Source organism: Burkholderia guangdongensis (assembly GCF_013403875.1).
Classification (GTDB): domain Bacteria; phylum Pseudomonadota; class Gammaproteobacteria; order Burkholderiales; family Burkholderiaceae; genus Burkholderia; species Burkholderia guangdongensis.
In genome coordinates this window covers 50,245-74,567 of record NZ_JACBNX010000024.1, presented here as the reverse complement: position 1 = coordinate 74,567, position 24,323 = coordinate 50,245, and the positions used below count along the sequence as shown (strand labels likewise).

Genomic DNA, 24,323 nt, shown 5'->3' with positions numbered 1-24,323 from the left:
CATCATGAGCCGTGCGTCACCTCAGTCGACGATCCGCCCTCTCCCCGACTTCACCGCGCCGCGACGGCTCTTTTGTTCGAGCCGCCGCTCCTTCGACGCGCGCGTCGGCCGCGTCGCGATCCGCGCACGCGGCGTGACGGCGACGCTGCGGATCAGCGCATCGAGCCGCGCGAGCGCGGCCTCGCGGTTCTTCTCCTGCGTGCGATGCTCCTGCGACTTGATGACGACGACGCCGTCGCGCGTGATCCGCTGATCCGGCAGCGCGCAAAGACGCGCCTTCAGCGCGTCGGGCAGCGACGACGCGCGAATGTCGAAGCGCAGATGAATCGCGCTCGACACCTTGTTCACGTTCTGCCCGCCCGCGCCTTGTGCGCGCACCGCGGTCCATTCGACGTCGGCCGGATCGAGCGTATAGCGGATCGTCGTCATGCGTCACCGCCGCGCAGGCGCGCGAGCGCCTCGTCGATGCGCGCGGCGAGGCCGGAATCGCGCTGCGTGCGCGTCGCGATCGCCTGCGCGAGCACGCGGCGCGCGCCGACGATCTGCACGCGCTTGCGCGCGCGCGTGACCGCCGTGTATACGAGTTCGCGCGTCAACACGCGCGAGAACGCGGCGGGCAGCACGAGCGCGGCCTCGTCGAACTCAGAACCCTGCGACTTGTGCACCGTCAGCGCGAACGCGGTCTCGTGCGGCGGCAGCGCGGCCGGCGACACCGCACGCGCGGTGCCGTCCGCACGCTTGAACCACACCCGCAGCACGCCGTGCGCATCGGGCAGCGCGATGCCGACGTCGCCGTTGAAAAGGCCGAGCGCATAGTCGTTGCGCGTGACCATCACCGGTCGCCCCGCGAACCAGTGCGCGCCGACCGCGAGCGGCACCCGCGCGGCGCGGCGCACGTGCGATGCGACGAGCGCGTTCACCTGCTCGGCGCCGCGCGCGCCGGTGCGCGTCGCGCACAGGATCCGGAAGCGGTTCAACGCGTCGAACAGCGGCAATGGATCAGGCGTGGCGGCGCCGAGCGCGTGCCGCAACCCGTCGAGATAGGCGGAGAAGCGCCGCGCGAGCCGCTCGACGGTCGGCGCGGCGAGCGCGTCGCCGGCGTCTTCGTGCAGCGACGCAGCGGCCGCGTCGTCGGTCGGCAGCGCGTCGAGCGCCGCGTGCGCGGCGCCGCGACGGATCGCGAGCGACAGTCGGCCGATCGGCGAATCGAGGCCGAAGCGGTAGTTGCGTTCCAGCCACACGACGCAGTCGGTGAGCGGCGCGGGGGCAGCCTTCGTGCTGTCCGGCGCGCCGGACTCGATGGAACCCATTGGGGCGAAATCGCGCGTTTCGTTCGCATCGAGCGGCGGAAAATCGGCCGCGTCGAGCCAGGTCAGTTCGTCCGCTTCGATCCAAGCGGGTGCTTCGAATTGAACTTCGTCGTCGGAAGGCGCGCCGTCCAGGTGATCGTCCGAGTGATCGTCACCAAACAGCGACGCCTGCCGCGACTCGGCGTCACGCGAGGTAACGGTGCGCGCCCGCTCGAACGGCGAAGGCGCCGCGTCATCCGCCGTCGGCAGCGCCGCGACGAACGCCGCGTCGTCGATACCGAGCGCCCGCGCGATCCGCGCGCACGCGGCCGCGCTGAACGACGGACGCGCGCTCAGTTCCGCGAACACGGCGCCCGCCTCGACCGCGGCGAGCTGATCCTTGTCGCCGAGCAGCACGAGGCGCGCACCCGGCGCGAGCGCATCGAGCAGATGCGCGGCGAGCGCGACGTCGATCATCGACGCCTCGTCGACGACGATCAGGTCGTACGGCAGCGGATTGTCGCGATGATGGCGGAACCCCGACGCGCCGCCGCCGCCGAGCAGCCGATGCAGCGTCGACGACGTGCGCGGCAGGCGCGCGGCCAGTTCGGGCGGCAACTCGTGCGCACGCGCGTGCAGTGCCTCCTGCATCCGCTGCGCGGCTTTGCCGGTCGGCGCGGCGAGCGCGATGCGCAAGTCCGGCTGCGCGTCGAGCAGGCACGCGAGCACGCCGACGACCGTCGTCGTCTTACCCGTGCCGGGGCCGCCGCTGACGATCGTCACGCGCCCGGTCAGCGCGACGATCGCCGCGACGCGCTGCCAGTCGACTGCGGCAACGCCGTCGCCGCTCGCCGGCCCGAAGTAGCGTGCGAGCCGCTCGCGTAACGCGTCGGGCGCGAGTGCGCCGTCAACGCCGCTCGCATCGCCCGGCGCGCGCTGCGCGACGAGCGCGTCGGCGAGCCGCCGCTCGTAGTCGAAGTAGCGCGCGAGATACAGGCGGCCGTGCCGATCGACGACGAGCGGCCGCTCGTCGCCGCGTGCGAGCGTGCCGAACGCGACGACGCCGCTCGCCGCGAGCGCCGCGCGCGCGTCGGCGAGCGGCGCGTCGTAGCGTTGCGCGAGCGCGCCGAGCGCGACGCATACATGGCCGCCGGCGGTCGCGCGGCTTGCCGCGAACGCGGCGCGCGCGGCCCAGCGCGCGGCATCGGCGGGCGCGCCGGCCGCCCGCGCGAGCTCGCCGATCCGCCGTGCGAAGCCTTCCGCGAGCGCGATGCCGAAATCGGCCGGCTCCGGCAGCCGCGCCGCGAGGCCGCCCGAAAAAACGAGCGTGTCGTCGGTCGCGCTCATCCGCGGCCTCCTTCCATCATCCGGTCGAGCGCGTCGACGAGCCCCCGCGCCGGCCGCCGCGCATGCACGCCGGCCGGCTGCGCGCCGCGCTTCCAGCCCGGCCGCACGCCGCGCACGAACAGATACAGATAGCCCGCGATATGCGTGTCGTAGTCATAATCGGGCAGCCGGCCGCGCAGATAGCGATGCAGCGCGACGGTGTACAGCAGCGCCTGCAGGTGATAGGCGTGATCGGCCATCGCCGCGTCGAGCGCGCGCGCGCCATAGTCGTCCGGCGCGTTGCCGAGGTGATTCGATTTCCAGTCGACGATCCAGAAGCGGCCGTCATGCTCGACGATCATGTCGATGAATCCCTTGATGAAACCGGCGAGCGTGCCCGCATCGAGCGCGACGTCCGGATAGCCGTGCGCGACGAGCACGCGGCGCAGCGCGGCCAGATCCAGCGACGGCGCCGGAAACAGGAAGCCCATCTCGTTGAGTCGCCTGGCGGGATCGAGATCCGCGAGACGCAGACCCGGCACGAGCTCCGTGCGCACGACGTCGTCGACGAGCCGCGCCATCATCGCCGGCAGCCGCGCGGCGAGCGCCGGCTCGGCCTCGACCGGGCGGTCGTGCAGCGCGCCGAGCGCGGCTCGCTGCCAGGACGACGCATCGCTGAAATCGCTGAGCTCGAACAGCCGGTGCAGGCATTCCCCCGCCGCGGCTCCGCGCGGGAACACGAGGATGTCGTCATCGGGCGGGGGCGCATCCGGTGCCGCACCCGCGTCGCCGTCGGGCGCGAACGCGGCCAGCGCGTCGTGATCGGGACGCAGCGCTTCGTCCGGCGGCGCGGCGACACCCGCCTCCTCACGCGCGATCGACGCGGTCAGCGAACTGAAGCTCGCGATCCGCCACGCATCACGCAGCACGCGCGACGCCTGACGCGCGGCGAACGTCTGCGACGCGTCGTGCCCGGCCGCGAGCGGCGTGCGGCTCGCGGGCACCGGCAGCGGCGCGACGCTGACCGGCCCGCCCGTCAGCGCGCGCCACGCGGCGTCGAGCGCGGCCTCGTCGGGCGGCTCGTCGAGCCACGCGCCGAACGCATGGCCCGCGCCCGCGACGAGCCAGTTCAGCACGCTGCGCCGCGCTTCGCGCGTCGAGCGCGACGACAGGTACGGCCCCGCGACCAGATAGCAGCGATAGACCGCGCGCGTGAGCGCGACGTAGACGAGCCGGGCGCGCTCCGCCCCCTGCTCGCGCCGCGCCTCGTGCGCCGCGTGCTCGGCGGCCTCGCCGTCGCAGCCGTAATGCAGCACCGCGTCGCCGGCCACGTCGTGATATTCGCGCGCATCGGGCAGCGGCGAGGCCGGCGGTTCGCGCAGACTGCCGTCGTTCAGGAACGGGCAGAACACGATCGCGTATTCGAGCCCCTTCGACTTGTGGACCGTCACGATCTGCACCAGATTGCGATCCGATTCGAGCCTGAGTTGCGCGTCCTCGCCGCCGCCGCCGAGCCGCTGCGCGGCAAGCCAGCGCAGCGTCGGCGCGATGCCGGGCTGCGCCGACGCGCGCGCCTGCGTCAGCTCGGCGAGATGATTCACGTCGGTCACGCGGCGCTCGCCGTCGGCGCCCGCCATCAGCCGCTCAGCGATCCGCAGCTCGCGCGTGAACGTCCGCCACATCACCGCGAACCCGCGCTCGCGCCACAGCAGCCGGTAGCGCGAGAAGCGCTCGACCCAGCTCATCGCGTCGGCGTCGTCGGATGCGCTCGCGGCCGATGCGTCGCCGTCGCCCTGCTCCATCCGCCACAGCGCGCCGGCGTCGAGCCCGAACCAGTCGGACGCGAGCGCGGCGCGCAGGCGCCGCAGATCGCCCGGCACGTCGATCGCCGCGAGCACGCGCTCGAGCTGCTCGGCATCGACGGTCGAGAACACCGACGCCTGCGCGAGCTCGACGCTGCCGATCCCCCACGCGGCGAGCACGCGCTTCACGAGGCTGCCCTGCCGGTGCGTCTGCACGAGCACCGCGACGTCGCCCGGCGTCAGCGGCGCGTCGCCGAGCCGCACCCGCGCGTCGCGCGCACCCTGCATCAGCCGCGCGATCTCGGCCGCGCAAGCTTGCGCCGCATGCCATTGCGCGTCGCGCTTCGACCACGCCGCCTCGCCGCCCGGCAGCGTCCAGATCCGGAAATCGCCCGCGTACGGATCGGTCTCGTCGACGAGCGGTGCGCGCGTGCGTGTGCCCGCGCGCACTGGATGATAGTCGAGCCCGTCGAGCACGAACGCACGCGGATTCGACTCGAAGAACCGGTTGCACGCGTCGACGATCGCGGGCGTCGAGCGCTGGTTGACCGCGAGCGTGTAGCGCGCGCTCGCTCGCGCGCGCGCCGCGAGATACGTGTGAAGATCCGCCGCGCGGAAGCTGTAGATCGCCTGCTTCGGGTCGCCGACGAGAAAGAGCGGCCCGCCGGGCGCGAAGATCCGGTCGAAGATCGCGAACTGCAGCGGATCGGTGTCCTGAAACTCGTCGATCAGCGCGGCCGGATAGCGCGCGCGCAGCGTATCGGCGAGCCACGGATGCGCATGCAGCGCGTCGTGCAGATTCGCGAGCAGATCGTCGAACGACACGACGCGACGCACGCGCTTGCGCTCGGCCAGCGCGCGCGGCGCGACGTCGAGCCATTCGGCGACGAGCGCGAGCCAGCGCGCGCGCTGCGCGTCCGCGGCGGCCGCGACCGCGGCCTCGAGCGCATCGGCCGCGTCGAAGAACGGATGCTCGGGCGTCGTACCACCTTTTTTTGTCGCCTTCGCAAGCGCCGTGCGCGTGAGCTTCAGCGCGGCCTTCGGCAGCTGGGCCGCGCAATCGGCCTGCGCGAAATGCTCGACCCATGCGTCGAGCGCTTCGGCCACCGCTTCCGGCTTGTGCGACGTCAGCTTCAGCGCGGGCTGCGCGGCACGCAGCAGCGCGTCGATCGCGTCGCGTTCGGCCGCCCACACGCGCGCCGCTTCCGCGAAGCGTTCGGCCGCCGCCGCTTCCGCCTCATCGTCCGGCGCCGCGACACCATCCCAGCGTAGCGACGCGAGCGGCTTCTTCAACCGGCGCGCGAGCTGCTGATCGAGCGCGGCCGGCCCCGCACCACATTCGACGAGCCACGCGGCGAAGCCGGGCGAGCGCGCGGCGGCGGGCTCGACGCGCGTGCGCCAGAAATCCGCCGCAAGCTCGAAGCGCAGCGACGCATCATCCGTCTCCATCTCGAACGCGAACGGCATCGCGGCCGCGAACGGCGCTTCCTGAAGCGCGCGCTGGCAGAACGCATGAATCGTATGGATCGCCGCCTGATCGAACGCGCGCAATGCGCGGCGGATGCGCTTCGCCGCGGTGTCGGCGTCGAGTGCGCCGTCGCCATCGAGCGTCGTCTCGAACAGGCGCGCGACGAACGGATCGCCGCCGTCGTCGCCGGTTTCGAGCGCGTGCGCGAGCTGCGCGAGCCGGCCGCGGATCCGTTCGTGCAGCTCGGCCGTCGCCGCCTTCGTGAACGTGACGACGAGGATCTGGTCCGCGCCGAGATCCTTTTCGAGGAGCAAGCGCACGTACAGCGCGCAGATGTTCCAGGTCTTGCCGGTGCCCGCCGACGCCTCGATCTGGTTGACGCCGTCGAGCGCGCAACCGAATACGTCGAGCTCGTCGGCTGCGCGCAAGGCCGCCGGGACGCCGCTCATGCTACCTCCCGCAGATGTTCGACGAGCGGCCCGAATACGAGCCGCGCGAGCGTGCCGAACGGCTCGTCGAGCGACGGATTCGCGCCGCGCCACGCGATCGCGAGCGCGGGATCGTCGGATTCGCCGATCACGCGATCGTTGATCCACACGCCCGCCGCCTTTGCTTCACTGTCCTTGACCCAGGCCCACGCGCTGCGCGGAAAAAAGCGCAGCGGCATCCGTCGGCCCGCGCGGAACAGCGCGGCGAGCGGCGCGAGCAGCGCGAGCGGTTGCTCGACGGGCGCGAGCTCGAATGCGCCGCCGCTGCCGAACCAGCGCGTGCGGCGCGGCCCGTCACGCACTGCCGCGCAGTAGACGAGATGCGCGAGCCACGCGGACAGATAGTCGCGCGCACTCGGTCTCGCATAGCGATAGATGATCTGCCCGGCGGCGGTCACGCGATTCAACGTGCCGTACAGCGACAACGGCGCGGCCGCCGCGTCGCGCGAGAGCGCTGCGTCGTCGGCGTCGAACAGCGGCTGCGCGGCATCGGGCCACACGGGCACGACGTCGAGCGCGAACGGCACGCGCGATGCGCCGCCGGCGAGCGCGCCGCGCACATTCGCCGCGAGCTGCGTCAATGCGCCGAGCGCCTGGTCGCGCCAGACCGTGCCCGTCGCGCCGCCCGGCAGTTCCGGGCTCGCGTCGGCGATGCGACGCGCATGATCGCGCGCGGCTGCGTCGCCCGTTTCGATCAACAGCGGCAGCACCCGCTCGGCGAGCGCGTCGCTGCCCGCGTAGTCGAGCGCGAACGGCTCGGTGTCGAGCAACTCCGCCTGCGCATCGGCGAGCACGATGCCGAGCCGGTCGCGCAACAGCGCGCGCGCCGGATGACGCCAGAAACGCTCGAAGTCACCGAACGCGACCGGCTCGACCGGCTCCGGCGGCAGCGGCCGCGCGAAGAACGGCGCCGGCCCGCGCGCGGCGCCCTGCGCGGGCGCGCCCCGGTCGACGCTCGCCGCCCCCGCGAGCAGCGCGGCAAGCGCGGCCCGCTCGCCGTCGTACGAGCAAAGCGGCCCGTCGGGCCGGAAATACTCGGCGGAGAACGGCTGCAGCGGATGCTCGACGACGAACGCGCGGCGCGCGGCGTCGACGTCATCCGGCGCGGCGTCCGGGCCGGACGCGATCCGCGCGAGATGGTCGAGCAGTTCGTCGACGAGCGCGGCCGGCGGCAGCGGCGCGTTGTCGCGGATGCTGCGCCCGGTGTACGCGATCAGCAATCGATCGCGCGCGCCGAGCAGCAGGTCGAGGAACAGGTTGCGCTCGTCGTCGCGCCGCTGCCGGTCGCCGAGCTTCGGCAGCACGGCCATCAGATCGAACTCGTCCGCGCGCGCGAGGCTCGGCAGCACACCGTCGTCCATGCCGAGCAGGCAAATCGCGCGATACGGCAGCCCGCGCAGGCTCGTCAGCGACGAGAACGTGACGCCGCCCCACGGCACGCCGCCGCGCGCCGGATCGTCGAGCGCGGCCGCGAACCCCGCGCGCACGACGGCCGCCGGCAGTTCGTGGTCCGCCGCGCCTTCCGTCATCGCGGCCAGCATCGCGTCGAGCGCGTCGCGCACGCCGGCCAGCGCATCCGCGTACGCGGCGCCCGAATCGAAGAAGCGTGCGAGCGTGTCCGCGAACAGCTCGCTCCACGCGTGCGGCGTGCGCGGCCGCGCGACGCGCCGCACGAACCCGTCGAGATCGTCGGTGAAGCGCGCGAGCCGGCCGAGCAATTCGGCCTCGGCACCTTCGGCCGCGTCGACCGGCAGCCACGCGCCGATCGGCGCCGCGCCGTCCGGCATCGCGTAGCCGAGAAAGAGGCGCGTCAGCGCGTCGGCGAACGTGTGGCGCGGTGCCGGCACGCCGTCTTCGTCCGCGAGCGGGCGCTCACCCCACGGCAATGCGCCACGCTCACCGTGCTCACCGTACGACGTCGGCGCGAGCCCGCGCCGCGCGCCGGCCGCCGCGAGCCACGTCTGCACCGTCTCGAGCGCGGCCGCGTCGATGCCGTAACGCGCGGCCACCGCGTCGACGCGCAGCCATTCGATCAGCTCCGGCGCGCCGACCTGCCGCTCGGGCAGCGCAAGCCAGTCGAGCAGCACGCGCGCGACCGGGTTCGCCTGCGACGGCGGCAGGCCGGTGATCCGATAGGGAATGCGCGTCGCCAACGCGCGCGGCGCATCGCCGAAGACCGGCGCCGACGTGCCGAACACCGCGTCGATCAGCGGCCCCGCCGCCGCGAGGTCCGGCACCGCGACGAGCACGTCGGACGGCCGCAGGCCGTCGTCCGCGTCGAACCACGCGAGCAGCCGGTCGTGCAGCACCTCGAGCTGCCGCGCGAGGCTGTGGCACACGTGCACCTCGATTCCATGCGTATCCGGCGGCGCGCCGAGTTCCGCTTCCGGCTGCAGGTCGAGGATCGCGTTCTGGATCCGCGCGAGCCACGTCGGCGCCGGATTCTCGACGTAGCGCGACGCATCGCTCGACGCCGCGCTCTCGGTCAGCTCGTGCAGCATGTGGAGCTGCGCCTGCGTCTGCCGGCCCCACTCGGCGAGCAGCGGATGGCCGACCTGCTGATAGTCGAGCCGCTCCGCCGCGGCGAGCGCTTCCGCATGCGCTTCGGTCACGATGTCGAACCAGAATTCGCGGCACGGATTCAGCGCGTAGATCCGCACGTCGATCCAGCGCGACAGCTCGCGCAGCAGCGCGATGTGCAGCGGCGGCATCGTCGGCAGCGCGAATACGCTGACCGACTCCGGCCAGCCCGCGCGCGCAACCGTGTCGAGATCGAAATGCCGCGCGTCGCCGAGAAAACGATGCGCGGGCGGCATCCCGCCGGCGCTCAGTTCCGCAAGCAGCGCGCGCCACAGCGCGGCCTGCCAGCGCTCGTCGTCGCGCGCCGCCTCGCCGATCGCGCGCGGCGCGCGCTCGCCCGCGAGGATCGACTCGCCCGCCTGCCACGTGGCGAGCCATTCCGGGCGATAGGTCAGGTAATGATCGAGGACCATCGCAACGCGCTGCGCGAGTTCGTAACGCATCGCGTCGTCCGACGCCGACAGATACGCGGCGAGCCGCGGCGACGCGAGCCACGGCGCGCGCTCCGGTGCGTCGGCGAGCAGCCGGTAGCAGCGCCACACGAGACGGTCCGGCGCGAACGGCGAGCGCGCGGGCACGTCGAGCACGCGGCCGATCTGAGCCCACAGCCACTGCGCGAGGTACGCGAACTCGACGTTCGCGCACACGCCGTGGCGCTCGGCGATGTCGAGCTCGAGCCGGCGCCGCAGCGCGGCGCTCGGCACGATGATCTGCCGGGCCGCCCATGGTCCGCCGCGTGCCGGGAACGCGGCGAGGTCGTCGAGCAGTGCGCCGGCGAGCGTTTCGTGACGATTCGATTGAAAGAGATGGAGCATGAAGCAGGCGTCTGAGCGTCGCGCCGGCTTGGCCGGGCGAATCGGAACGCCAAGCATAGCAAAGGCCCCGCCGCCGCGAATACCTGGCCGAACGGACGAGGTCTTATTCGGCGCGAAATACGATAGACTCGTCGCCAATCCGGGCACCCTCGGGCGCCGCCTCGTCAGTCATTCAGCTCATCGATGCGCTATTCGGTCGAAATCAGGAAATTCTTCTACAGCCAGTACTTTTTCGGTGGCCTGCGGATCGCGATCGGCGTTTCGCTGCCGGCGGTGCTGTGCCTCATCGTGTTCCACAACCAGGAGCTGGGCTTCACGATCTCGACGGGCGCGCTCGGCGCGTGCGTCGTCGACATGCCCGGCCCGCTCAAGTACAAATACAACGAGATGATCGCGTGCAGCGTGATCGGCTGCCTCGCGGCGCTCGCGACCGGGCTCGCGACGCCGAACGTGCTCGCGCTGTGGCTCACGATCGTGCCGCTCACGTTCGTGCTGTCGCTGATCGTCGTGTACGGCAACCGCTGGCCGCAGATCAGCTTCGCGACGCTGTTCATGATGGTGGTGACGCTCGAGGACAAGTTCACGCCGCTGCACGCGCTCGTGAACGCCGCGTGGATCCTCGCCGGCGGGCTCTGGTACACGTACTGGGCGACCTTCGTGTCGCGCTGGCAGGCGCGACGCATCGAGCAGCAGGCGCTCGCGGAGAGCCTTTTCGCGTGCGCGGACTACCTGCTTGCGCGCGCCGCGTTCTACGATCTCGACGCCGATCTCGACGAGTGCTACCGCAACCTCGTCGCGAAGCAGATCACCGCGGTCGGCACGCAGGAGACCGCGCGCGACATCGTGCTGCGCAACCTGCCGAAGCTGCGGCGCGGCAAGCTCGACCCGGGGCGCACCGCGATGTTCAACCTGTTCATCAACAGCGTCGACCTGCACGAGCTGTTCGTCGGCACGCACACCGACTACCCGCTCGTGCGCAACACGTTCGGTGGCTCGGACCTGATCGTGTTCTACCGCGACCTGATCGTCAAAGCCGCGTTCGATCTCGAGGAAATCGGCCTCGCTGTGCTCGAGAACCGCGCGCCGCATCAGCGGATCAGCGTGAAGGCCGAGCTGCGCGCGATCGAATACGAGATCGAGCTGATGCGCAGCAAGCACTTCGAGGATACGCACGCGGAGGCGTACGCGGCCGTGCTCACCACGTTCCGCCGCATCTGGAGCGCGACCCGCCTGATCGAGCGGATGCGGCGCAACCTGTCCGGCGCCGGCACGCAGCACACCGAGCTCAAGCTCGACCGCGCGCTCACGCGCTTCCTGCAACGCCGCCAGGTGTCGCCGCTCTTGATCTTCTCGAACCTGAACATGCGCTCGCCGAGCTTCCGGCACGCGCTGCGCGTGTCGATCGCGGTCGCGGTCGGCTTCTGGCTCGGGCGCCTGCTGCCGCTGACGAACGCGTACTGGATCGTGATGACGAGCATCATCATCCTGAAGCCCGGCTACTCGCTGACGAAGCAGCGCAACGCGCAGCGGATCGTCGGCACGATGATCGGCTGCGCGGCGAGCGTCGCGCTGATCTTCACGGTCAAGAGCACGCCGGTGCTGATCGCGGCCATGTTCGCGTCGATGGTGATGAGCTACAGCCTGCTGCTGTTCAACTACACGGCGAGCGTCGTGTTCACGTCGTCGTACGTGCTGCTGATGTTCCATCTGCTCGCGCCCGGCAGCATGCGGATCATCGGCGAGCGCGCGATCGACACCGTGATCGGCTGCATGATCGCGATCGCCGCGAGCCGGCTGTTCCCGTATTGGGAATACCGGCTGATGGGCAAGCTCGTCGCCAACGTGCTGAGCGCGACCCGCAAGTATTTCGAGGCCGCGTGGCGCGTCGGCCGCGGCGTGCGCGCGCCGGCCGTGCCCGAGGCCGACGGCGCGGCCGCGGTGCCGCTCGTCGCGGCGGCCATCGAGTCGGCGAACGCCGGCCCGCTCGACAACGACTATCCGTACCGGCTCGCGCGCAAGAACGTGCACATCGCGTTCGCGAATCTCGGGCAGGCATTCCAGCGGATGATGATCGAGCCGAAAGCGCATCAGCACTTCGTGCCGGAGCTGAACGACCTGCTCGTGCAGACGCACGCGCTCGGCGCGCAGATCACCGCCGCCGCGCCGCTGATCGGCGGCGCGTGCGGCACCGAGCCGCAGTCGCAGCACGACGACGCGCTGCGACGCGCGCTCGCGGCGGTGCTCGAGCATCTCGAGAAAGCCGAGGCCGGCGAGCCGCCGCCCGCCGATCAGCTCGACAGAACGAAGCAGATCACGCGCGAACTCGACGAGATGGTCGTCGCCGCCGAGCGGCCGGGCTCGGGCGCGGAGCGCGCGCACGACCTGAAGGCGCTCGCGCACCAGTGCAAGCAGATGCTCGCGTCGTCGCTGCTGATCCGCAAGGATGCGAGCGTGATCCGGCTGCCGGCCTGACGTCGGCGGGCGTCGCCCGCCAATCTCATTCACGTATTTTTCTTCAGCGCATCAGGGATTCCCTGAATTCAAGTCACGCGCCGAGATTGGTATCATGCGGCCGCCATAAGTTGTATATACAACTCGTTCATCCGGCGAGCTGCCCTCCCCGGCTCGCCGCACTAAGCAATCGGAGACTTGATGAAGAATCTGCAGCGCCACCTGAGCGCCCGGCACATCCGCTTTCTCGCGCTCGGCTCGGCGATCGGCACCGGCCTGTTCTACGGCTCGGCATCCGCGATCCAGCTCGCCGGCCCGGCCGTGATCCTCGCGTACCTGCTCGGCGGCGCGGCCGTCTACATGGTGATGCGCGCGCTCGGCGAGATGGCGGTGCGCGAGCCCGTCGCCGGCTCGTTCGGCCACTACGCGACCGAAAACCTCGGCCCGTTCGCCGGTTTCGTGACCGGCTGGACCTACACGCTCGAGATGGTGATCGTCGCGATCGCCGACATCACCGCGTTCGGCATCTACATGGGCTTCTGGTTTCCGGGGGTGCCGCAGTGGATCTGGGTGCTCGCGGTCGTCACGATCATCTGCGGGCTGAACCTGTGCCATGTGAAGGTGTTCGGTGAGCTCGAGTTCTGGCTGTCGCTCGTGAAGGTCGGCGCGATCGTCGCGATGATCGGCGGCGGCGTCGCGATCCTCGTCGCCGGGATGAAGTTCGGCGGCAGCGGCGCCGACGCGCCGTCGTTCGCGAACCTGTGGCGTCATGGCGGCTTCCTGCCGAACGGGATCGGCGGGCTCGTCGCGTCGCTGTCGGTCGTGATCTTCGCGTACGGCGGGATCGAGGTGATCGGGATGAGCGCCGGCGAGGCGAAGGATCCGGCCCGCGTGATTCCGCGCGCGATCAACGCGGTGCCCGCGCGGATCCTGCTGTTCTACGTGCTGACGATGGTCGTGCTGATGTCGATCAGCCCGTGGACGCGCGTCGGCGGCAACGGCAGCCCGTTCGTGCAGATCTTCTCGACGCTCGGCGTGAAATCGGCCGCGACGATCCTCAATCTCGTCGTGATCAGCGCGGCGATCTCGGCGATCAACAGCGACATCTTCGGCGCCGGCCGGATGATGTTCGGGATGGCGCGTCAGGGCCAGGCGCCGCGCGTGCTGATGAAAACGTCGCGCCACGGCGTGCCGTGGGTCACGGTGCTCGCGATGGCGGGCGCGCTGTTCGTCGGCGTGGTGCTCAACTACGTGATGCCGAAGGACGTGTTCATGATGGTCGCGGCGATCGCGACGTTCGCGACGGTCTGGGTCTGGCTGATGATCCTGCTGTCGCAGGTTGCGATGCGGCGGCGGCTGCCCGCGGCCGAGGTCGCCGCGCTGAAGTTCAAGGTGCCGCTCTGGCCGGTCGCGCCGGCGCTGACGATCGCGTTCATGTGCTTCGTGATCGCGATGCTCGGCTACTTCGACGACACGCGCGTCGCGCTGTATGTCGGCGCCGCGTGGCTCGCGCTGCTCGCCGCGGTGTTTTACGGGCGGCTGCGTCCAAAGCTTGCCGCCGTATCACGCTGATGCGCTGGCGCCGCGCGCCGTTCGCGCGCGCGGCCGGGGCATCGGCCCGGGTATTCTGCCCGAACCACCGCCGCCCCTCTTTTGCCCCTTCGCGCGGCGCGCGGTCAGTGCGCCGCCGACGCCGCGCTCGCGGCCTCGACCGGATGCGCTTCGTCGTACGCGCGCTTCTCGGTGATCGCGTTGTACAGAATCGTCGCGATCACGGCCAGCACGACCACCACGATCATGATGGACACGTTGCGTACTGAATTATTCTTGCGCTGATCGTTCATGGTCGAGCCGGGCTCCGTCTGTCTGAATTCGTCGAAGCGGGCATTCTACGCGCTTGCGCGCCGTGCCGCGGCAACGTAACCCGGAAGAAAGCCCGCGCGCTCAATCCGCGTCGGCGGCATCCCGCACCGGCAGCGCGGTCGAATACTTGATCTGCTCCATCGCGAACGACGAACTGACGTCGAACAGCGGCACCGCGCGGATCAACTGTTTGTATACGCGGTCGTAGTCGTCGATCCCGGCGACGACGATGCGCAGCAGATAGTCGGTTTCGCCGCTCATCCGGTAGGCCTCGACGACTTCGGGCATGTCGCGAACCGCTTCGGTGAAACGCCGCGCCCACTCCTCGGTGTGCTGGTTCGTGCGCACCGCGACGAACACGGTCGTGCCGACGCCGAGCTTGCGCGCATCGCAGAGCGCGACCTGCGCGCGGATCGCGCCCGTCTCCTTGAGCCGCTGCACGCGCTTCCAGCATGGCGTCTGCGACAGGTTCACGCGCTGCGCGAGCTCCGCGACCGGCAGCGTCGCATCCACCTGCAGCAGCTCGAGCAGCTTCCGATCGATGGCATCCATTTCCCCGGCCTCTATTGAGTAGAAATTTATTCTCTTTATATACGCCGAAGGGGAACAATATGGAATCTCTTTCTCCACGTCGACGGGTATAAATAATGACATGCGTCGCATCCGCGACGGTCACGACAACGAGCCCGCCATGCAACCGTCCGCTACCCTGTCCGCCTACGCGCCGCTCGCTTCCAGTCTGGCTTCCCGCCCGGTTTCCGGCCTGGTTTCCAGCCCGGTTCCCTGTCCGATGTCCGGCCCGTCCGCCGCCGACGCGCGCCGGCCCGAGCTCGCGCGCCTGCGCCGGCGCATCGACGATGCATTCGACGCGTTCGCCGCGTGGCCCGATCCGTCGCAGCAGGCTGAATTCGCGCGGCGCATCCACGCGGCGCTCGCCGCCGCGAGCGCCGCGCGCCCGTGGCTCACCGATGCGGAACGCGCGGGCGATCCGCAGCGCTACCGGCGCCATCTGCTCGCGGCCGATCCGCTCGGCCGCTACGCGATCGTGTCGCTCGTGTGGCAGCCCGGCCAGTGGAGCCCGGTGCACGGCCATCAGACGTGGTGCGGCTACACGGTGCTCGACGGCACGCTGACCGAAACGCTGTACGACTGGGATGCGTCCGCCGGCCTCGCGATCGAGAAGCGCAGCCATCCGCGCGCGCCGGGCGCGGTGTCGTTCGTGCGGGCGGGCCACGGCATCCACCGGCTCGGCCACGGCGGCCAAGGCGACCACGGTGACAACCTGTACGCGCGGCCCGCAGTGTCACTGCACGTGTACGGCGTGCCGGGCGAGCGGATCGCGACCGACGTGAACGACGTGGTTCGCGTCGCCGAAACCGCGCACGCGTAAGCGCCGCGGCCGGGGGCGGCGCTAGGCCTGCGCCGCCGGCCCGCGCCCGCCGGCCTGCGCAACCGGCTCCTGTTCGCCCGCCGCCGCGACCGGCTCGCCGGCCGCGGCCTGCGCCGGCGTCACCATCTGCATCTGCGGGATCGGAATGCCGATCCCGGCCGCCTCCATCCGCGCCTTCACGCGCACGTTGAACGCGCGCAGCACGGTCGACTGCTGCTGCGGCTGCGTGCGGATCTGCCCCTTCACGATCAGCCAGTTCGGCTCGAAGCGGTCGAGCCCCCATACGTCGACGCCGCCGAGCATCAGCCGCCGCACCGCACCGTCGCGCTGCAGGTCCGCGCCCGCCTCGCGCAGCAGCCGCGCAAGCGCGTCGATGTCCGCGTCGAGCGGCGCGCGCACCTCGAACACCGCGCAGCCGAAGTCGCGCGACAGATTCTTCACGATCTTGATTTGCGAGAACGGAATCGCGTGCAGCGCGCCCTGCCCGTCGCGCAGCCGCACCGAGCGGATCGACAGATGCTCGACCGTGCCCGCGTGGCCACCGTCGATGTCGATCCAGTCGCCGACCGAGATCGTGTCCTCGATGATGATGAAAAGCCCGGTGATCAGATCCGACACCAGCGACTGCGCGCCGAAGCCGACCGCGAGGCCGATCACGCCGGCGCCGGCGAGCAGCGGCGTCACGTTGATGCCGAGATTCGCGGCCGTGACGATCCCGGCGACCGTGATGATCGTCACGAACACGACGTTGCGCACGAGCGGCAGCATCGTGCGCGCGCGCACGCTCGGATTGCGGCCACGGCGCGTGGTCGACGCGCCGCCGAGCGCCTCGAGGATCGCGGTATCGGTGACGATCCACGCGAGCCACGACACGAACAGCGTGATCACGATCGCGGTCACCGCCTGCGCGATCCCGCGCGCGGCGACGCTGTGCTCGATGATCCGCGCGATCGACACGCCCCACAGCCTCGACGTCAGCTCCGCATAGCCGAGCCAGACGAACAGCGTGACGAGCGAGCCCGCGAAGCGCACGAGGCGCGCCACGTACGCGGAGCGGTTGCGGCGCGCGCGGCGATGCGCGGCGTTCGGGCGCGTGACGCGCAGCACGATCGCCGACAGGAAGAACGCCAGCACGAGCAGCAGCGCGGTGACGACCGACGTCTGCAGCAGGTTCGACGACGCGCGGCTGTCCGCGAGCGTGCCGAACACCGCGGCGAACGCGAGCAGTAGCACCGGCACCGGCCAGATCGCGGCCGCGAAGTCGGCCATCTCGGTCGCCGCGCGATGGCCGGTGCGCTGCGCATAACTGCGGTTGCGGATCAGGTGCGCGACCGGCCGCCGGTATGCGAACGCGAAATACGCGCAGAGTGTCGCGGCCGTCATGTTCGCGGCGGTCGCGATCAGCCCGGACAGTCCGAAACCGAGCTGGCGCGCGACGTCATAATTGAGCGCGGCGTCGCCGAGCGCGCCGAACGCGCCGATCACGCGCAGCAGCCGCCACGATTTCTCGATCAGCACCCGCCCGGCCGCGCGCCGGTGCCCGGCACCGAACAGCGCGAACATGATCAGGCAGAGCGCCGCGAACACCGAGCCGGACACGATCGCATATGCGATCACGAGCGCGACGGTCCGGCCGACCGATTCGGGCAGATCGCGCGCGACGAGCAGCACCGCGACGAACGCGACGATCCACGGGCCGACGCGGCGCAGCGCGAACCGCAGCATCTCGCGCGCGCTCGGGTTCGGATCGAGCCGCACCGCCACGCCGAGCCGCGTCGCGAGCCGGCGCTCCGCCCACAGCAGCGCGAGCGCGATCGCGCCCCAGCCGGCGAGCATCGTCGCGAGATCGAGCAGGATTCGGCCGGGCGGCTGCGGCCCGTTGCCGCTCGCGAGCGTATACAGTTCGCTGCCGGCCGAGTAGAAGCGGTCGGCCCAGTAGCGCAGCGGCGAATCGCCCTGCCGCAGCCGCGCTTCGACGGATTCGACGCCGGATGCGATCGCGCCCCACAGGCCCGCGTTCGCGGCGGCGGACGCGGCCGACGCGGCGGACGCCGTCTGCGCGGCCTGCGCGACGTCGCGCAACGCCTTCAGCTGGGCGACGAGCGCGTTGCGCTGCCGGTCGTTGTCGAGCATCCGGATCACGGTGTTGAACGACTGCGCGATCTCGGCGGCGCTCGCCGGCGACGGCGCGGCGGCGGCCGATGCACCGGATGCGGCGGCGGCCGACGCGGCCGACGCAGCCGACGATGCGTCGGCCGCCGCCGGCGCAATCAGCTTCTGGAACGCCGCGAGGCCCGGCGGCGTCGCCGCGAGGGCCGGCTGCACGAGCGCCACGAAGAGCACCACGAAGAGCGCCACGAAGAGCGCGAATGACGCGAACATCAGCGTCAGCGCGCGCGCCGTCACGCGGTGCGCGCCGACGCGCCGGGCCCTCGGGCGCCGGCAGGTAAAGCGAAAGCAAAACGAAAGCGACATGCGGTCGTGTCTTTGGAAAGCACGGTCCGTCAGTTTAGCCGCAACTCGCGACGCGCCCCCGGCGCCCCGACGCGCAGGTCAGTACGCGACCGTCGCAATCTCGCGCACGAAGCGGTTCTGCTCGAGCTCGTCGACGAATGCGATCGCATAGTCCTCGGCCGAGATCCGGCTGTTGCCCTGCGCGTCGGCGATCAGCGTGCGGGCGCCGGTGCGGAACGTGCCAGTGCGCTCGCCCGGCGCGATCAGCGCGGCCGGCGCGAAGAACGTCCAGTCGACGTCGTCGACGGTGCGCAAATAGTCGAACGCGTCGCGGTGCGCGAGCGCGACCGGCTTGTACGCGTCCGGGAAGCCATCGGTGTCGACGAGCTGCTTGCCCGGCGCGACTTCGAGCGAACCCGCGCCGCCCACGACGACGAGCCGCTTCAGGCCCGCGCGGCGCACGCCGTCGACGAGCGCGCGGGTGGCCGCGACCACCTTCGCGACGTCGTCCTGCTTCGGCCCGTACGCGCTCGCGACGACGTCATGCCCGGGCAGCGCGGCCGCGATGCTGGCCGGATCGAACAGGTCGGCCGCGCGAGCGGCGATGCCGTCGGCGTCCGCGCCCGGACGGCGCGACAGCGCGGTCACCCGATGTCCGCGCCGCGCGGCTTCCGCCGCGATCCGCGACCCGATCGTGCCCGTGGCACCGAAAAGCGCGATGTTCAAAGTACGTTGCGTCATGTCGATTCTCCAGTCGATATGATATGTAACTTTATCGATTACATATAAACCCGAAAAAAATGGCGGCGATATTTCGCTACCCCGTCCTGCCGCCAGCCGGCCACGTCAGCCGGTAGCATGCTGCTCCTGCTGCCGCAACTGCTCGGCGTCCAGCATGTCGGCGGTCACGTCGGCGAGCGTGCGCGTCGCGAGCGACGCTTCCATCGCGCGCTGCGCGTCGTCGATGTAACCGGTCAGCACGTGCTGGATGTGCCGCCCGACGAGACACGCCGGATTCGGCGCCTCGCGGTGCAGCGCGAACAACTGCGCGTCGTCGACCGCCCGATAGACATCGAGCAGCGTGATGCGCGCCGGCTCGCGGGCCAGCAGCGCGCCGCCGCCCGCGCCGAGCTGCGACGTCGTCATGCCGGCGGCCGCGAGCATCGACAGCAGCCGGCGAATCAGCACCGGATTCGTGTTCACGCTGCCCGCGATGATGTCGGACGACAGCGGCACCCCCTCCTGCATCGACAGCAACGCAAGCACGTGGACGGCGAATGCGAACCGGCTGCTGGTATTCATTCCTGACTCATTCGGCAACAAATTCGTCGACGACACCTTCATCGACAGCACAATCAGCGGCGCCGGCCGCGTCACCACGCCCGGCGCCAAAAGTGTAACCATGATAATTACATTTAGACGGTCACGCAAGCACAGCGTCAATCATCGCCGTCGCCCCCTTTCGCGGCGGCGCCCGATGCGTGCTGCGGCTTGCTCCACTGCTGGAGCTTGCGGCCCGCGGCCTCGAGATTCGCACCGGCCTCGGACGCGGCCTGCCCGATCACCGCGGACGCGGCCGAGCTGATCTGCGCCTGCGCGGCGGCGGCGAGCCCGCTCGCGGACAGCGGCGGCACCGCGGACGCCGCGGATGCGACGCCGGCCTTCGCCGCGCCGACCTGCGCGTTGACGAAGCTCGCCATCTGGTCGAGCTTCTGCGTCGCCTGGTTCGCGACGTCGGCGGCCGCGCTCGCGGCGGTGTCCGGCGTCGGCGGGGCCGGCTTCTTCTCGCAGCCGGCGAGCAGCGCGGCGGCGCAAACGGCCGCCGCCAGCGCGACGGCCCCACTTCGATTCAGACTGTTCGTCATGCTCATCTGGGTCCTCGAGCCGCGCGACGGGCGGCTTCGCTATTCATCATAGCAACGATGATACGCCGCCGAACGGCGCGCATCGCTCGCGCGCCATCTGCGTGCAATCGTGCGCACCATATGGGAGCGTTGCGGCACCACAAACGTGCCATCAGCACCGCCCGCGCGTCGCACGCTTGCGGCCCGCTCTCCGCGCCCCTCGCGCGAAGCCCCGTCACGACGCATGTCGCACCATTTCCACGCGTCGATTCACCGAGTTGGCCCGATTTTTGCATTTCATGCCCATTTTTTGAGCGAGGAAGCATCGGATGAATGATCTGAAATCGGGCATGGACACGCTGTTCCTGTTGATCGGCGCCGTGATGGTGCTGGCGATGCACGCAGGCTTCGCGTTCCTCGAACTCGGCACCGTGCGCAAGAAGAACCAGGTCAACGCGCTCGTGAAGATCCTGGTCGACTTCTCGGTGTCGACGATCGCGTATTTCTTCATCGGCTATACGATCGCGTACGGCGTCGAGTTCTTCGACGACATCGGCACGCTGTCGCAGCACAGCGGCTATGCGCTCGTGCGCTTCTTCTTCCTGCTGACGTTCGCGGCCGCGATCCCGGCGATCATCTCGGGCGGCATCGCGGAGCGCGCGAAGTTCAATCCGCAACTCGTCGCGACGCTCGTGATCGTCGGCTTCGTGTATCCGTTCTTCGAAGGCATCGCGTGGAACGGCAGGTTCGGCGTGCAGGCGTGGCTCACGCACGCGTTCGGCGCGCCGTTCCACGATTTCGCGGGCTCGGTCGTCGTGCACGCGTTCGGCGGCTGGATCGCGCTGCCCGCGGTGCTGCTGCTCGGCGCGCGCCATGGGCGCTACGGCAAGGACGGCCGCATCGCCGCGCATCCGCCGTCGAACATCCCGTTCCTCGCGCTCGGCGGCTGGGTGCTCGCGGTCGGCTGGTTCGGCTTCAACGTGATGAGCGCGCAGACGCTCGACAAGATCAGCGGCCTCGTCGCGGTGAACTCGCTGATGGCCATGGTCGGCGGCACGCTCGCCGCGTGGCTCGCGGGCCGCAACGACCCGGGCTTCACCTACAACGGGCCGCTCGCGGGGCTCGTCGCGGTCTGCGCGGGCTCCGACGTGATGCACCCGCTCGGTGCGCTGGTGACGGGCGCGATCGCCGGCGCGCTGTTCGTCGCGATGTTCACGTGCGTGCAGAACAAATGGCGGATCGACGACGTGCTCGGCGTGTGGCCGCTGCACGGGATGTGCGGCGCGCTCGGCGGCATCGCGGCCGGCGTGTTCGGGCTGCCCGCGCTCGGCGGGCTCGGCGGCGTGTCGTTCGCGTCGCAGTTGATCGGCACGCTCGGCGGGATCGCGATCGCACTTGCGGGCGGCACGGCCGTCTACGGTGCACTGAAGGCGACCGTCGGGCTGCGGCTCGACCAGGAAGCGGAATTCGACGGCGCGGACCTGTCGATCCACCGGATTTCGGCCACCCCCGAACGCGACTGACCCGCACGCGGCGCGCCCGGTGGCGCGCCGCGCCGCCGGGCCGAACCCGCGCACCTCACGCGCACCTCGTGCGCCCTCGCACCCACCTCGCACAAGCCACGACGCCGCAGGGATTTCGAAACAATGTTGCAAATCCCGCAATTTCGCGTTCCCGGCGCGCGGCGCAGGCGATAATACGCAGTTGGCACGCTCCGGCGGCGGAACAAAAAAAAGCGCCACGGAGAACCGTGGCGCTAAAAAAGTTCTAGCCATTCCGAGGGCCGTGCTAGAACCTGAGAGACTGCGCGAAGCACCGTTGTACCGAGACCGTTATAACCTGTGGCACGAAACGATGTTTCGAAAACATGAGACATTGTTTCTGTTTCCATCCGACAAGTCAAGCGGAAATTGTACGAGCAGGCATCGGTTGTAGCAGCGCAACGCCAGAGTTTTCCTAATAAATCTAATGAGTGGCCGGCAAATTTCATCGCGTGCCCACATGGGCCGAACACCGTGCATGCGTTGGCAACAGCCGTACAATTCTGACGAAATTGAAATAGAGTTTCGAAAAACGAGAGTTCCTGTGTCGACATCAGTCAATTTTCCTCAGCCGCGCGACCGTGGCGATCGCGATTCGTCGACCGACGAAATCGCGGCGCTGTCGCGCGGCCTCGCCGTGCTGCGGCGCATCGCCGCCGCGGACGCTCCCGTCAGCAACCGCGAGCTGACCGAACAGACCGGCATCCCGAAGCCGACGATCTCGCGGATCACGTCGACGCTCGTCAGCGCCGGCTTCCTGTTCCGCCTGCCCGACAGCGAACGCTTCGTGCTCACCGCGTCGGTGCTCGAGCTGAGCCACGGCTTCCTGCGCAACTTCGACGTCCGCGCCCGCTCGCGGCCGTTTCTCGTCGAGCTCGCGGAGCGCACGTCGCTGTCCGTCCACCTCGCGGTCCGCGACCGGCTCGACATGGTCGCGATCGAAGTGATCCGGCCCCGCTCGGCGGTGCTCGTCACGCGTCTCGAGATCGGCTCGCGGATGGACATCGCGCGCACGGCGGTCGGGCGCGCGTACCTCGCGGCGCTCGACGACGCGGATCGCCAGGAGCTGCTCGGCGCGCTGCAGATCTCGGCCGGCAACGACTGGCCGCACATCGTCGCGCGGCTCAACCCGTCGCTCGACGAAGCGGCGCGCTTCGGGCACACCATCGCGCTCGGCGAGTGGTACGAAGGGCTGAACGCGATCGCCGGCGGCTTCGTCGGTCCGTCCGGGCAGCGCTACGCGGTCAATTGCGGCGGCGCGTCGAGCCAATGCACCGAAACGTGGCTGCGCGATCACGGCGTGCCGGCGCTGCACGAATGCATCGCGAAGATCACGCGCGAGATCGGCGGCACGCCCGCGCGGCGCAACGGCATCTGACACCGCGCGCGCGTGCATTCTGTAACGACAGTAACTGGTTGAAAGATAGATCGCTGGACTATAACGGGGACGGGACGTAGGATCATGCCCATCGTTACGCCGTCGAGAGCGGCGCACGCCGTTCTTTTCCCGCGCGGGTCGGCGGCCCTGGCCGCCCGGCCGCTTCAGGCACAAGCAGCCCGCCGCCCCTCGTGGCGCGCCGCGCCGTCATCCAGACCGATACGATGGACAACCAGCACAAGCCCACGCCCCCCTCGCAGGATCCTGCGCCCCCCCACTCCGCCGAGCCGCGCCCGCGCCGCAAGCTGGTCGCCGGTGCGATCGCGATCATCGTGATCGGCGGGCTGCTCTGGTGGCATCCGTGGAAGAGCAGCACGCCCGGCGGCGCATCGGGCGCCACCGGCGCCTCCGGCGCGAGCGCAGCGAGCGGCGGCCGTCGCCACGGCGGCCCGGCCGCGATGGCGAACGTGCCGCAGCCGGTCCAGGTCGCGGCCGCGGCGCAGGGCGACATGCCGATCGTGCTGTCCGCGCTCGGCACCGTGACCCCGCTCGCGAACGTCACCGTGAAGACGCAGCTCTCCGGCTACCTGCAGTCGGTCGATTTCCAGGAAGGCCAGTTCGTCAAGAAAGGCGACGTGCTCGCGCAGATCGACCCGCGCCCGTACCAGAACGCGCTCGAGAATGCGCAGGGCACGCTCGCGCGCGACCAGGCGCTGCTCGCGACCGCGCGGCTCGACCTGAAACGCTACCAGACGCTGCTCGCGCAGGATTCGATCGCGCGCCAGACCGCCGACACGCAGGCGTCGCTCGTCAAGCAGTACGAAGGCACGGTGCAGACCGACGACGCGGCCGTCGCCTCCGCGAAGCTGAACCTCGTGTACGCGCGGATCACCGCGCCGGTGTCGGGCCGCGTCGGCCTGCGCCAGGTCGATCCGGGCAACTATGTGACGCCGGGCGACACGAACGGCCTCGTCGTGATCACGCAGCTTCAGCCGATGAGCGTGATCTTCACGACGTCGGAAGACAATCTCCCGCAGATCCTGACGCAGATGAACGGGGACCGGAAGCTGTCGGTCACCGCGTACAACCGCGACAACTCGGCGCCGCTCGAAACCGGCTCGCTCGAGACCGTCGACAACCAGATCGACACGTCGACCGGCACGGTCAAGCTGCGCGCGACGTTCAACAACAAGGGCGGGCTGCTGTTCCCGAATCAGTTCGTGAACACGCGCCTGCTCGTCGACACGATCCACGACGCGACGATCGTGCCGACCGCCGCGGTGCTGACCGGCTCGATCGGCACGTTCGTCTACGTCGTGAAGCCCGACAACACGGTCACGGTGCGCAAGGTCAAGGTCGGCCCGGTCGACGGCGAGCGCACGAGCATCGCGAGCGGGCTCGCGATCGGCGAGCGCGTCGTCACCGACGGCTCCGACCGCCTGCGCGAAGGCTCGAAAATCACGATTCCGGCCGACAAGCCTAAAGGTGCGTCCGGCGCGCGGGGCGCATCCGGCGCATCCGGCGCATCCGGCGCGGGCGCCGCATCGGGCGCATCGGGCGTGAAAGGCGGCCATCACGGCCAGCACCGCTCGGGTGCGTCGCAAGCAAGCGGCCAATAACGTGCGGGCCACCCG

16 protein-coding genes are annotated in these 24,323 nt (G+C 70.3%); 6 read left to right on the top strand and 10 right to left on the bottom strand.

The features are described from left to right. Positions 1-21 precede the first annotated feature (21 nt). Genes arfB through recC form a run of 4 tightly spaced genes read right to left on the bottom strand, consistent with a single transcriptional unit; the run spans position 22 to position 9,768 of the window. On the bottom strand, positions 22-429 hold the full coding sequence (gene arfB / locus HZI36_RS22035; protein WP_179404791.1) for an alternative ribosome rescue aminoacyl-tRNA hydrolase ArfB: 408 nt from the start codon (positions 427-429) through the stop codon (positions 22-24). Further along, on the bottom strand, positions 426-2,636 hold the full coding sequence (locus tag HZI36_RS22030; RefSeq protein WP_179404790.1) for an AAA family ATPase: 2,211 nt from the start codon (positions 2,634-2,636) through the stop codon (positions 426-428). The genes arfB and HZI36_RS22030 overlap by 4 nt, the downstream gene beginning before the upstream one ends. Then, positions 2,633-6,334 carry an exodeoxyribonuclease V subunit beta gene (gene recB / locus HZI36_RS22025; RefSeq protein WP_179404789.1) on the bottom strand — a complete coding sequence of 1,234 codons (3,702 nt, stop codon included), beginning with the start codon at positions 6,332-6,334 and terminating at the stop codon, positions 2,633-2,635. Before recB ends, HZI36_RS22030 begins: the two co-directional genes overlap by 4 nt. Next, positions 6,331-9,768, bottom strand: coding sequence for an exodeoxyribonuclease V subunit gamma (gene recC, locus HZI36_RS22020; protein WP_179404788.1), 3,438 nt, complete (start codon positions 9,766-9,768; stop codon positions 6,331-6,333). Before recC ends, recB begins: the two co-directional genes overlap by 4 nt. A gap of 183 nt (positions 9,769-9,951) precedes the next feature. On the opposite strand from recC, the gene HZI36_RS22015 reads away from it, so the two are divergent. Together HZI36_RS22015 and HZI36_RS22010 are read left to right on the top strand one after the other, a co-directional pair. Next, positions 9,952-12,240 carry an FUSC family protein gene (locus HZI36_RS22015; protein WP_179404787.1) on the top strand — a complete coding sequence of 763 codons (2,289 nt, stop codon included), beginning with the start codon at positions 9,952-9,954 and terminating at the stop codon, positions 12,238-12,240. A gap of 180 nt (positions 12,241-12,420) precedes the next feature. Then, positions 12,421-13,791, top strand: a complete 1,371-nt coding sequence (locus HZI36_RS22010) for an amino acid permease (RefSeq protein WP_179404786.1) — start codon at positions 12,421-12,423, stop codon at positions 13,789-13,791. A gap of 104 nt (positions 13,792-13,895) precedes the next feature. Here HZI36_RS22010 and HZI36_RS22005 read toward each other — a convergent pair whose 3' ends face one another. Both HZI36_RS22005 and HZI36_RS22000 read right to left on the bottom strand, forming a co-directional pair. Continuing rightward, complete coding sequence (locus tag HZI36_RS22005; RefSeq protein ID WP_179404785.1) at positions 13,896-14,063, bottom strand: hypothetical protein; 168 nt, start codon at positions 14,061-14,063, stop codon at positions 13,896-13,898. 100 nt (positions 14,064-14,163) lie between these two features. Beyond that, positions 14,164-14,634 carry an Lrp/AsnC family transcriptional regulator gene (locus tag HZI36_RS22000; RefSeq protein WP_179404784.1) on the bottom strand — a complete coding sequence of 157 codons (471 nt, stop codon included), beginning with the start codon at positions 14,632-14,634 and terminating at the stop codon, positions 14,164-14,166. Positions 14,635-14,773: 139 nt separating this feature from the next. Between HZI36_RS22000 and HZI36_RS21995 the strand changes: the two genes are divergently transcribed. Next, entirely contained in the window at positions 14,774-15,472 is a 699-nt protein-coding gene (locus HZI36_RS21995) for a cysteine dioxygenase family protein (protein WP_246327174.1), read from the top strand. 21 nt (positions 15,473-15,493) lie between these two features. Here HZI36_RS21995 and HZI36_RS21990 read toward each other — a convergent pair whose 3' ends face one another. From HZI36_RS21990 to HZI36_RS21975, 4 genes are all read right to left on the bottom strand, one after another. Then, positions 15,494-17,947, bottom strand: a complete 2,454-nt coding sequence (locus tag HZI36_RS21990; protein ID WP_246327173.1) for a mechanosensitive ion channel domain-containing protein — start codon at positions 17,945-17,947, stop codon at positions 15,494-15,496. Between the two features lie 78 nt (positions 17,948-18,025). Next, positions 18,026-18,667 carry an NAD(P)-dependent oxidoreductase gene (locus tag HZI36_RS21985; protein ID WP_179404783.1) on the bottom strand — a complete coding sequence of 214 codons (642 nt, stop codon included), beginning with the start codon at positions 18,665-18,667 and terminating at the stop codon, positions 18,026-18,028. Between the two features lie 105 nt (positions 18,668-18,772). After that, entirely contained in the window at positions 18,773-19,228 is a 456-nt protein-coding gene (locus HZI36_RS21980; protein WP_179404782.1) for an Rrf2 family transcriptional regulator, read from the bottom strand. A gap of 137 nt (positions 19,229-19,365) precedes the next feature. Continuing rightward, positions 19,366-19,797: a BCAL1086 family glycoprotein gene (locus HZI36_RS21975; RefSeq protein ID WP_179404781.1), complete on the bottom strand. Its 432-nt coding sequence runs from the start codon at positions 19,795-19,797 to the stop codon at positions 19,366-19,368. Positions 19,798-20,099: 302 nt separating this feature from the next. On the opposite strand from HZI36_RS21975, the gene HZI36_RS21970 reads away from it, so the two are divergent. From HZI36_RS21970 to HZI36_RS21960, 3 genes are all read left to right on the top strand, one after another. After that, positions 20,100-21,293, top strand: coding sequence for an ammonium transporter (locus HZI36_RS21970; RefSeq protein WP_179404780.1), 1,194 nt, complete (start codon positions 20,100-20,102; stop codon positions 21,291-21,293). A gap of 562 nt (positions 21,294-21,855) precedes the next feature. Beyond that, on the top strand, positions 21,856-22,689 hold the full coding sequence (locus HZI36_RS21965) for an IclR family transcriptional regulator domain-containing protein (RefSeq protein ID WP_179404779.1): 834 nt from the start codon (positions 21,856-21,858) through the stop codon (positions 22,687-22,689). A gap of 224 nt (positions 22,690-22,913) precedes the next feature. Further along, positions 22,914-24,308: an MdtA/MuxA family multidrug efflux RND transporter periplasmic adaptor subunit gene (locus HZI36_RS21960; RefSeq protein WP_179404778.1), complete on the top strand. Its 1,395-nt coding sequence runs from the start codon at positions 22,914-22,916 to the stop codon at positions 24,306-24,308. Positions 24,309-24,323: the final 15 nt, after the last annotated feature.

Coding starts and splice junctions, on each gene's coding strand:
- arfB (WP_179404791.1), bottom strand. CDS start 429: ATGACGACGATCCGCTATACGCTCGATCCGGCCGACGTCGAATGGACC.
- HZI36_RS22030 (WP_179404790.1), bottom strand. CDS start 2,636: ATGAGCGCGACCGACGACACGCTCGTTTTTTCGGGCGGCCTCGCGGCG.
- recB (WP_179404789.1), bottom strand. CDS start 6,334: ATGAGCGGCGTCCCGGCGGCCTTGCGCGCAGCCGACGAGCTCGACGTA.
- recC (WP_179404788.1), bottom strand. CDS start 9,768: ATGCTCCATCTCTTTCAATCGAATCGTCACGAAACGCTCGCCGGCGCA.
- HZI36_RS22015 (WP_179404787.1), top strand. CDS start 9,952: ATGCGCTATTCGGTCGAAATCAGGAAATTCTTCTACAGCCAGTACTTT.
- HZI36_RS22010 (WP_179404786.1), top strand. CDS start 12,421: ATGAAGAATCTGCAGCGCCACCTGAGCGCCCGGCACATCCGCTTTCTC.
- HZI36_RS22005 (WP_179404785.1), bottom strand. CDS start 14,063: ATGAACGATCAGCGCAAGAATAATTCAGTACGCAACGTGTCCATCATG.
- HZI36_RS22000 (WP_179404784.1), bottom strand. CDS start 14,634: ATGGATGCCATCGATCGGAAGCTGCTCGAGCTGCTGCAGGTGGATGCG.
- HZI36_RS21995 (WP_246327174.1), top strand. CDS start 14,774: ATGCAACCGTCCGCTACCCTGTCCGCCTACGCGCCGCTCGCTTCCAGT.
- HZI36_RS21990 (WP_246327173.1), bottom strand. CDS start 17,947: ATGTCGCTTTCGTTTTGCTTTCGCTTTACCTGCCGGCGCCCGAGGGCC.
- HZI36_RS21985 (WP_179404783.1), bottom strand. CDS start 18,667: ATGACGCAACGTACTTTGAACATCGCGCTTTTCGGTGCCACGGGCACG.
- HZI36_RS21980 (WP_179404782.1), bottom strand. CDS start 19,228: ATGAATACCAGCAGCCGGTTCGCATTCGCCGTCCACGTGCTTGCGTTG.
- HZI36_RS21975 (WP_179404781.1), bottom strand. CDS start 19,797: ATGAGCATGACGAACAGTCTGAATCGAAGTGGGGCCGTCGCGCTGGCG.
- HZI36_RS21970 (WP_179404780.1), top strand. CDS start 20,100: ATGAATGATCTGAAATCGGGCATGGACACGCTGTTCCTGTTGATCGGC.
- HZI36_RS21960 (WP_179404778.1), top strand. CDS start 22,914: ATGGACAACCAGCACAAGCCCACGCCCCCCTCGCAGGATCCTGCGCCC.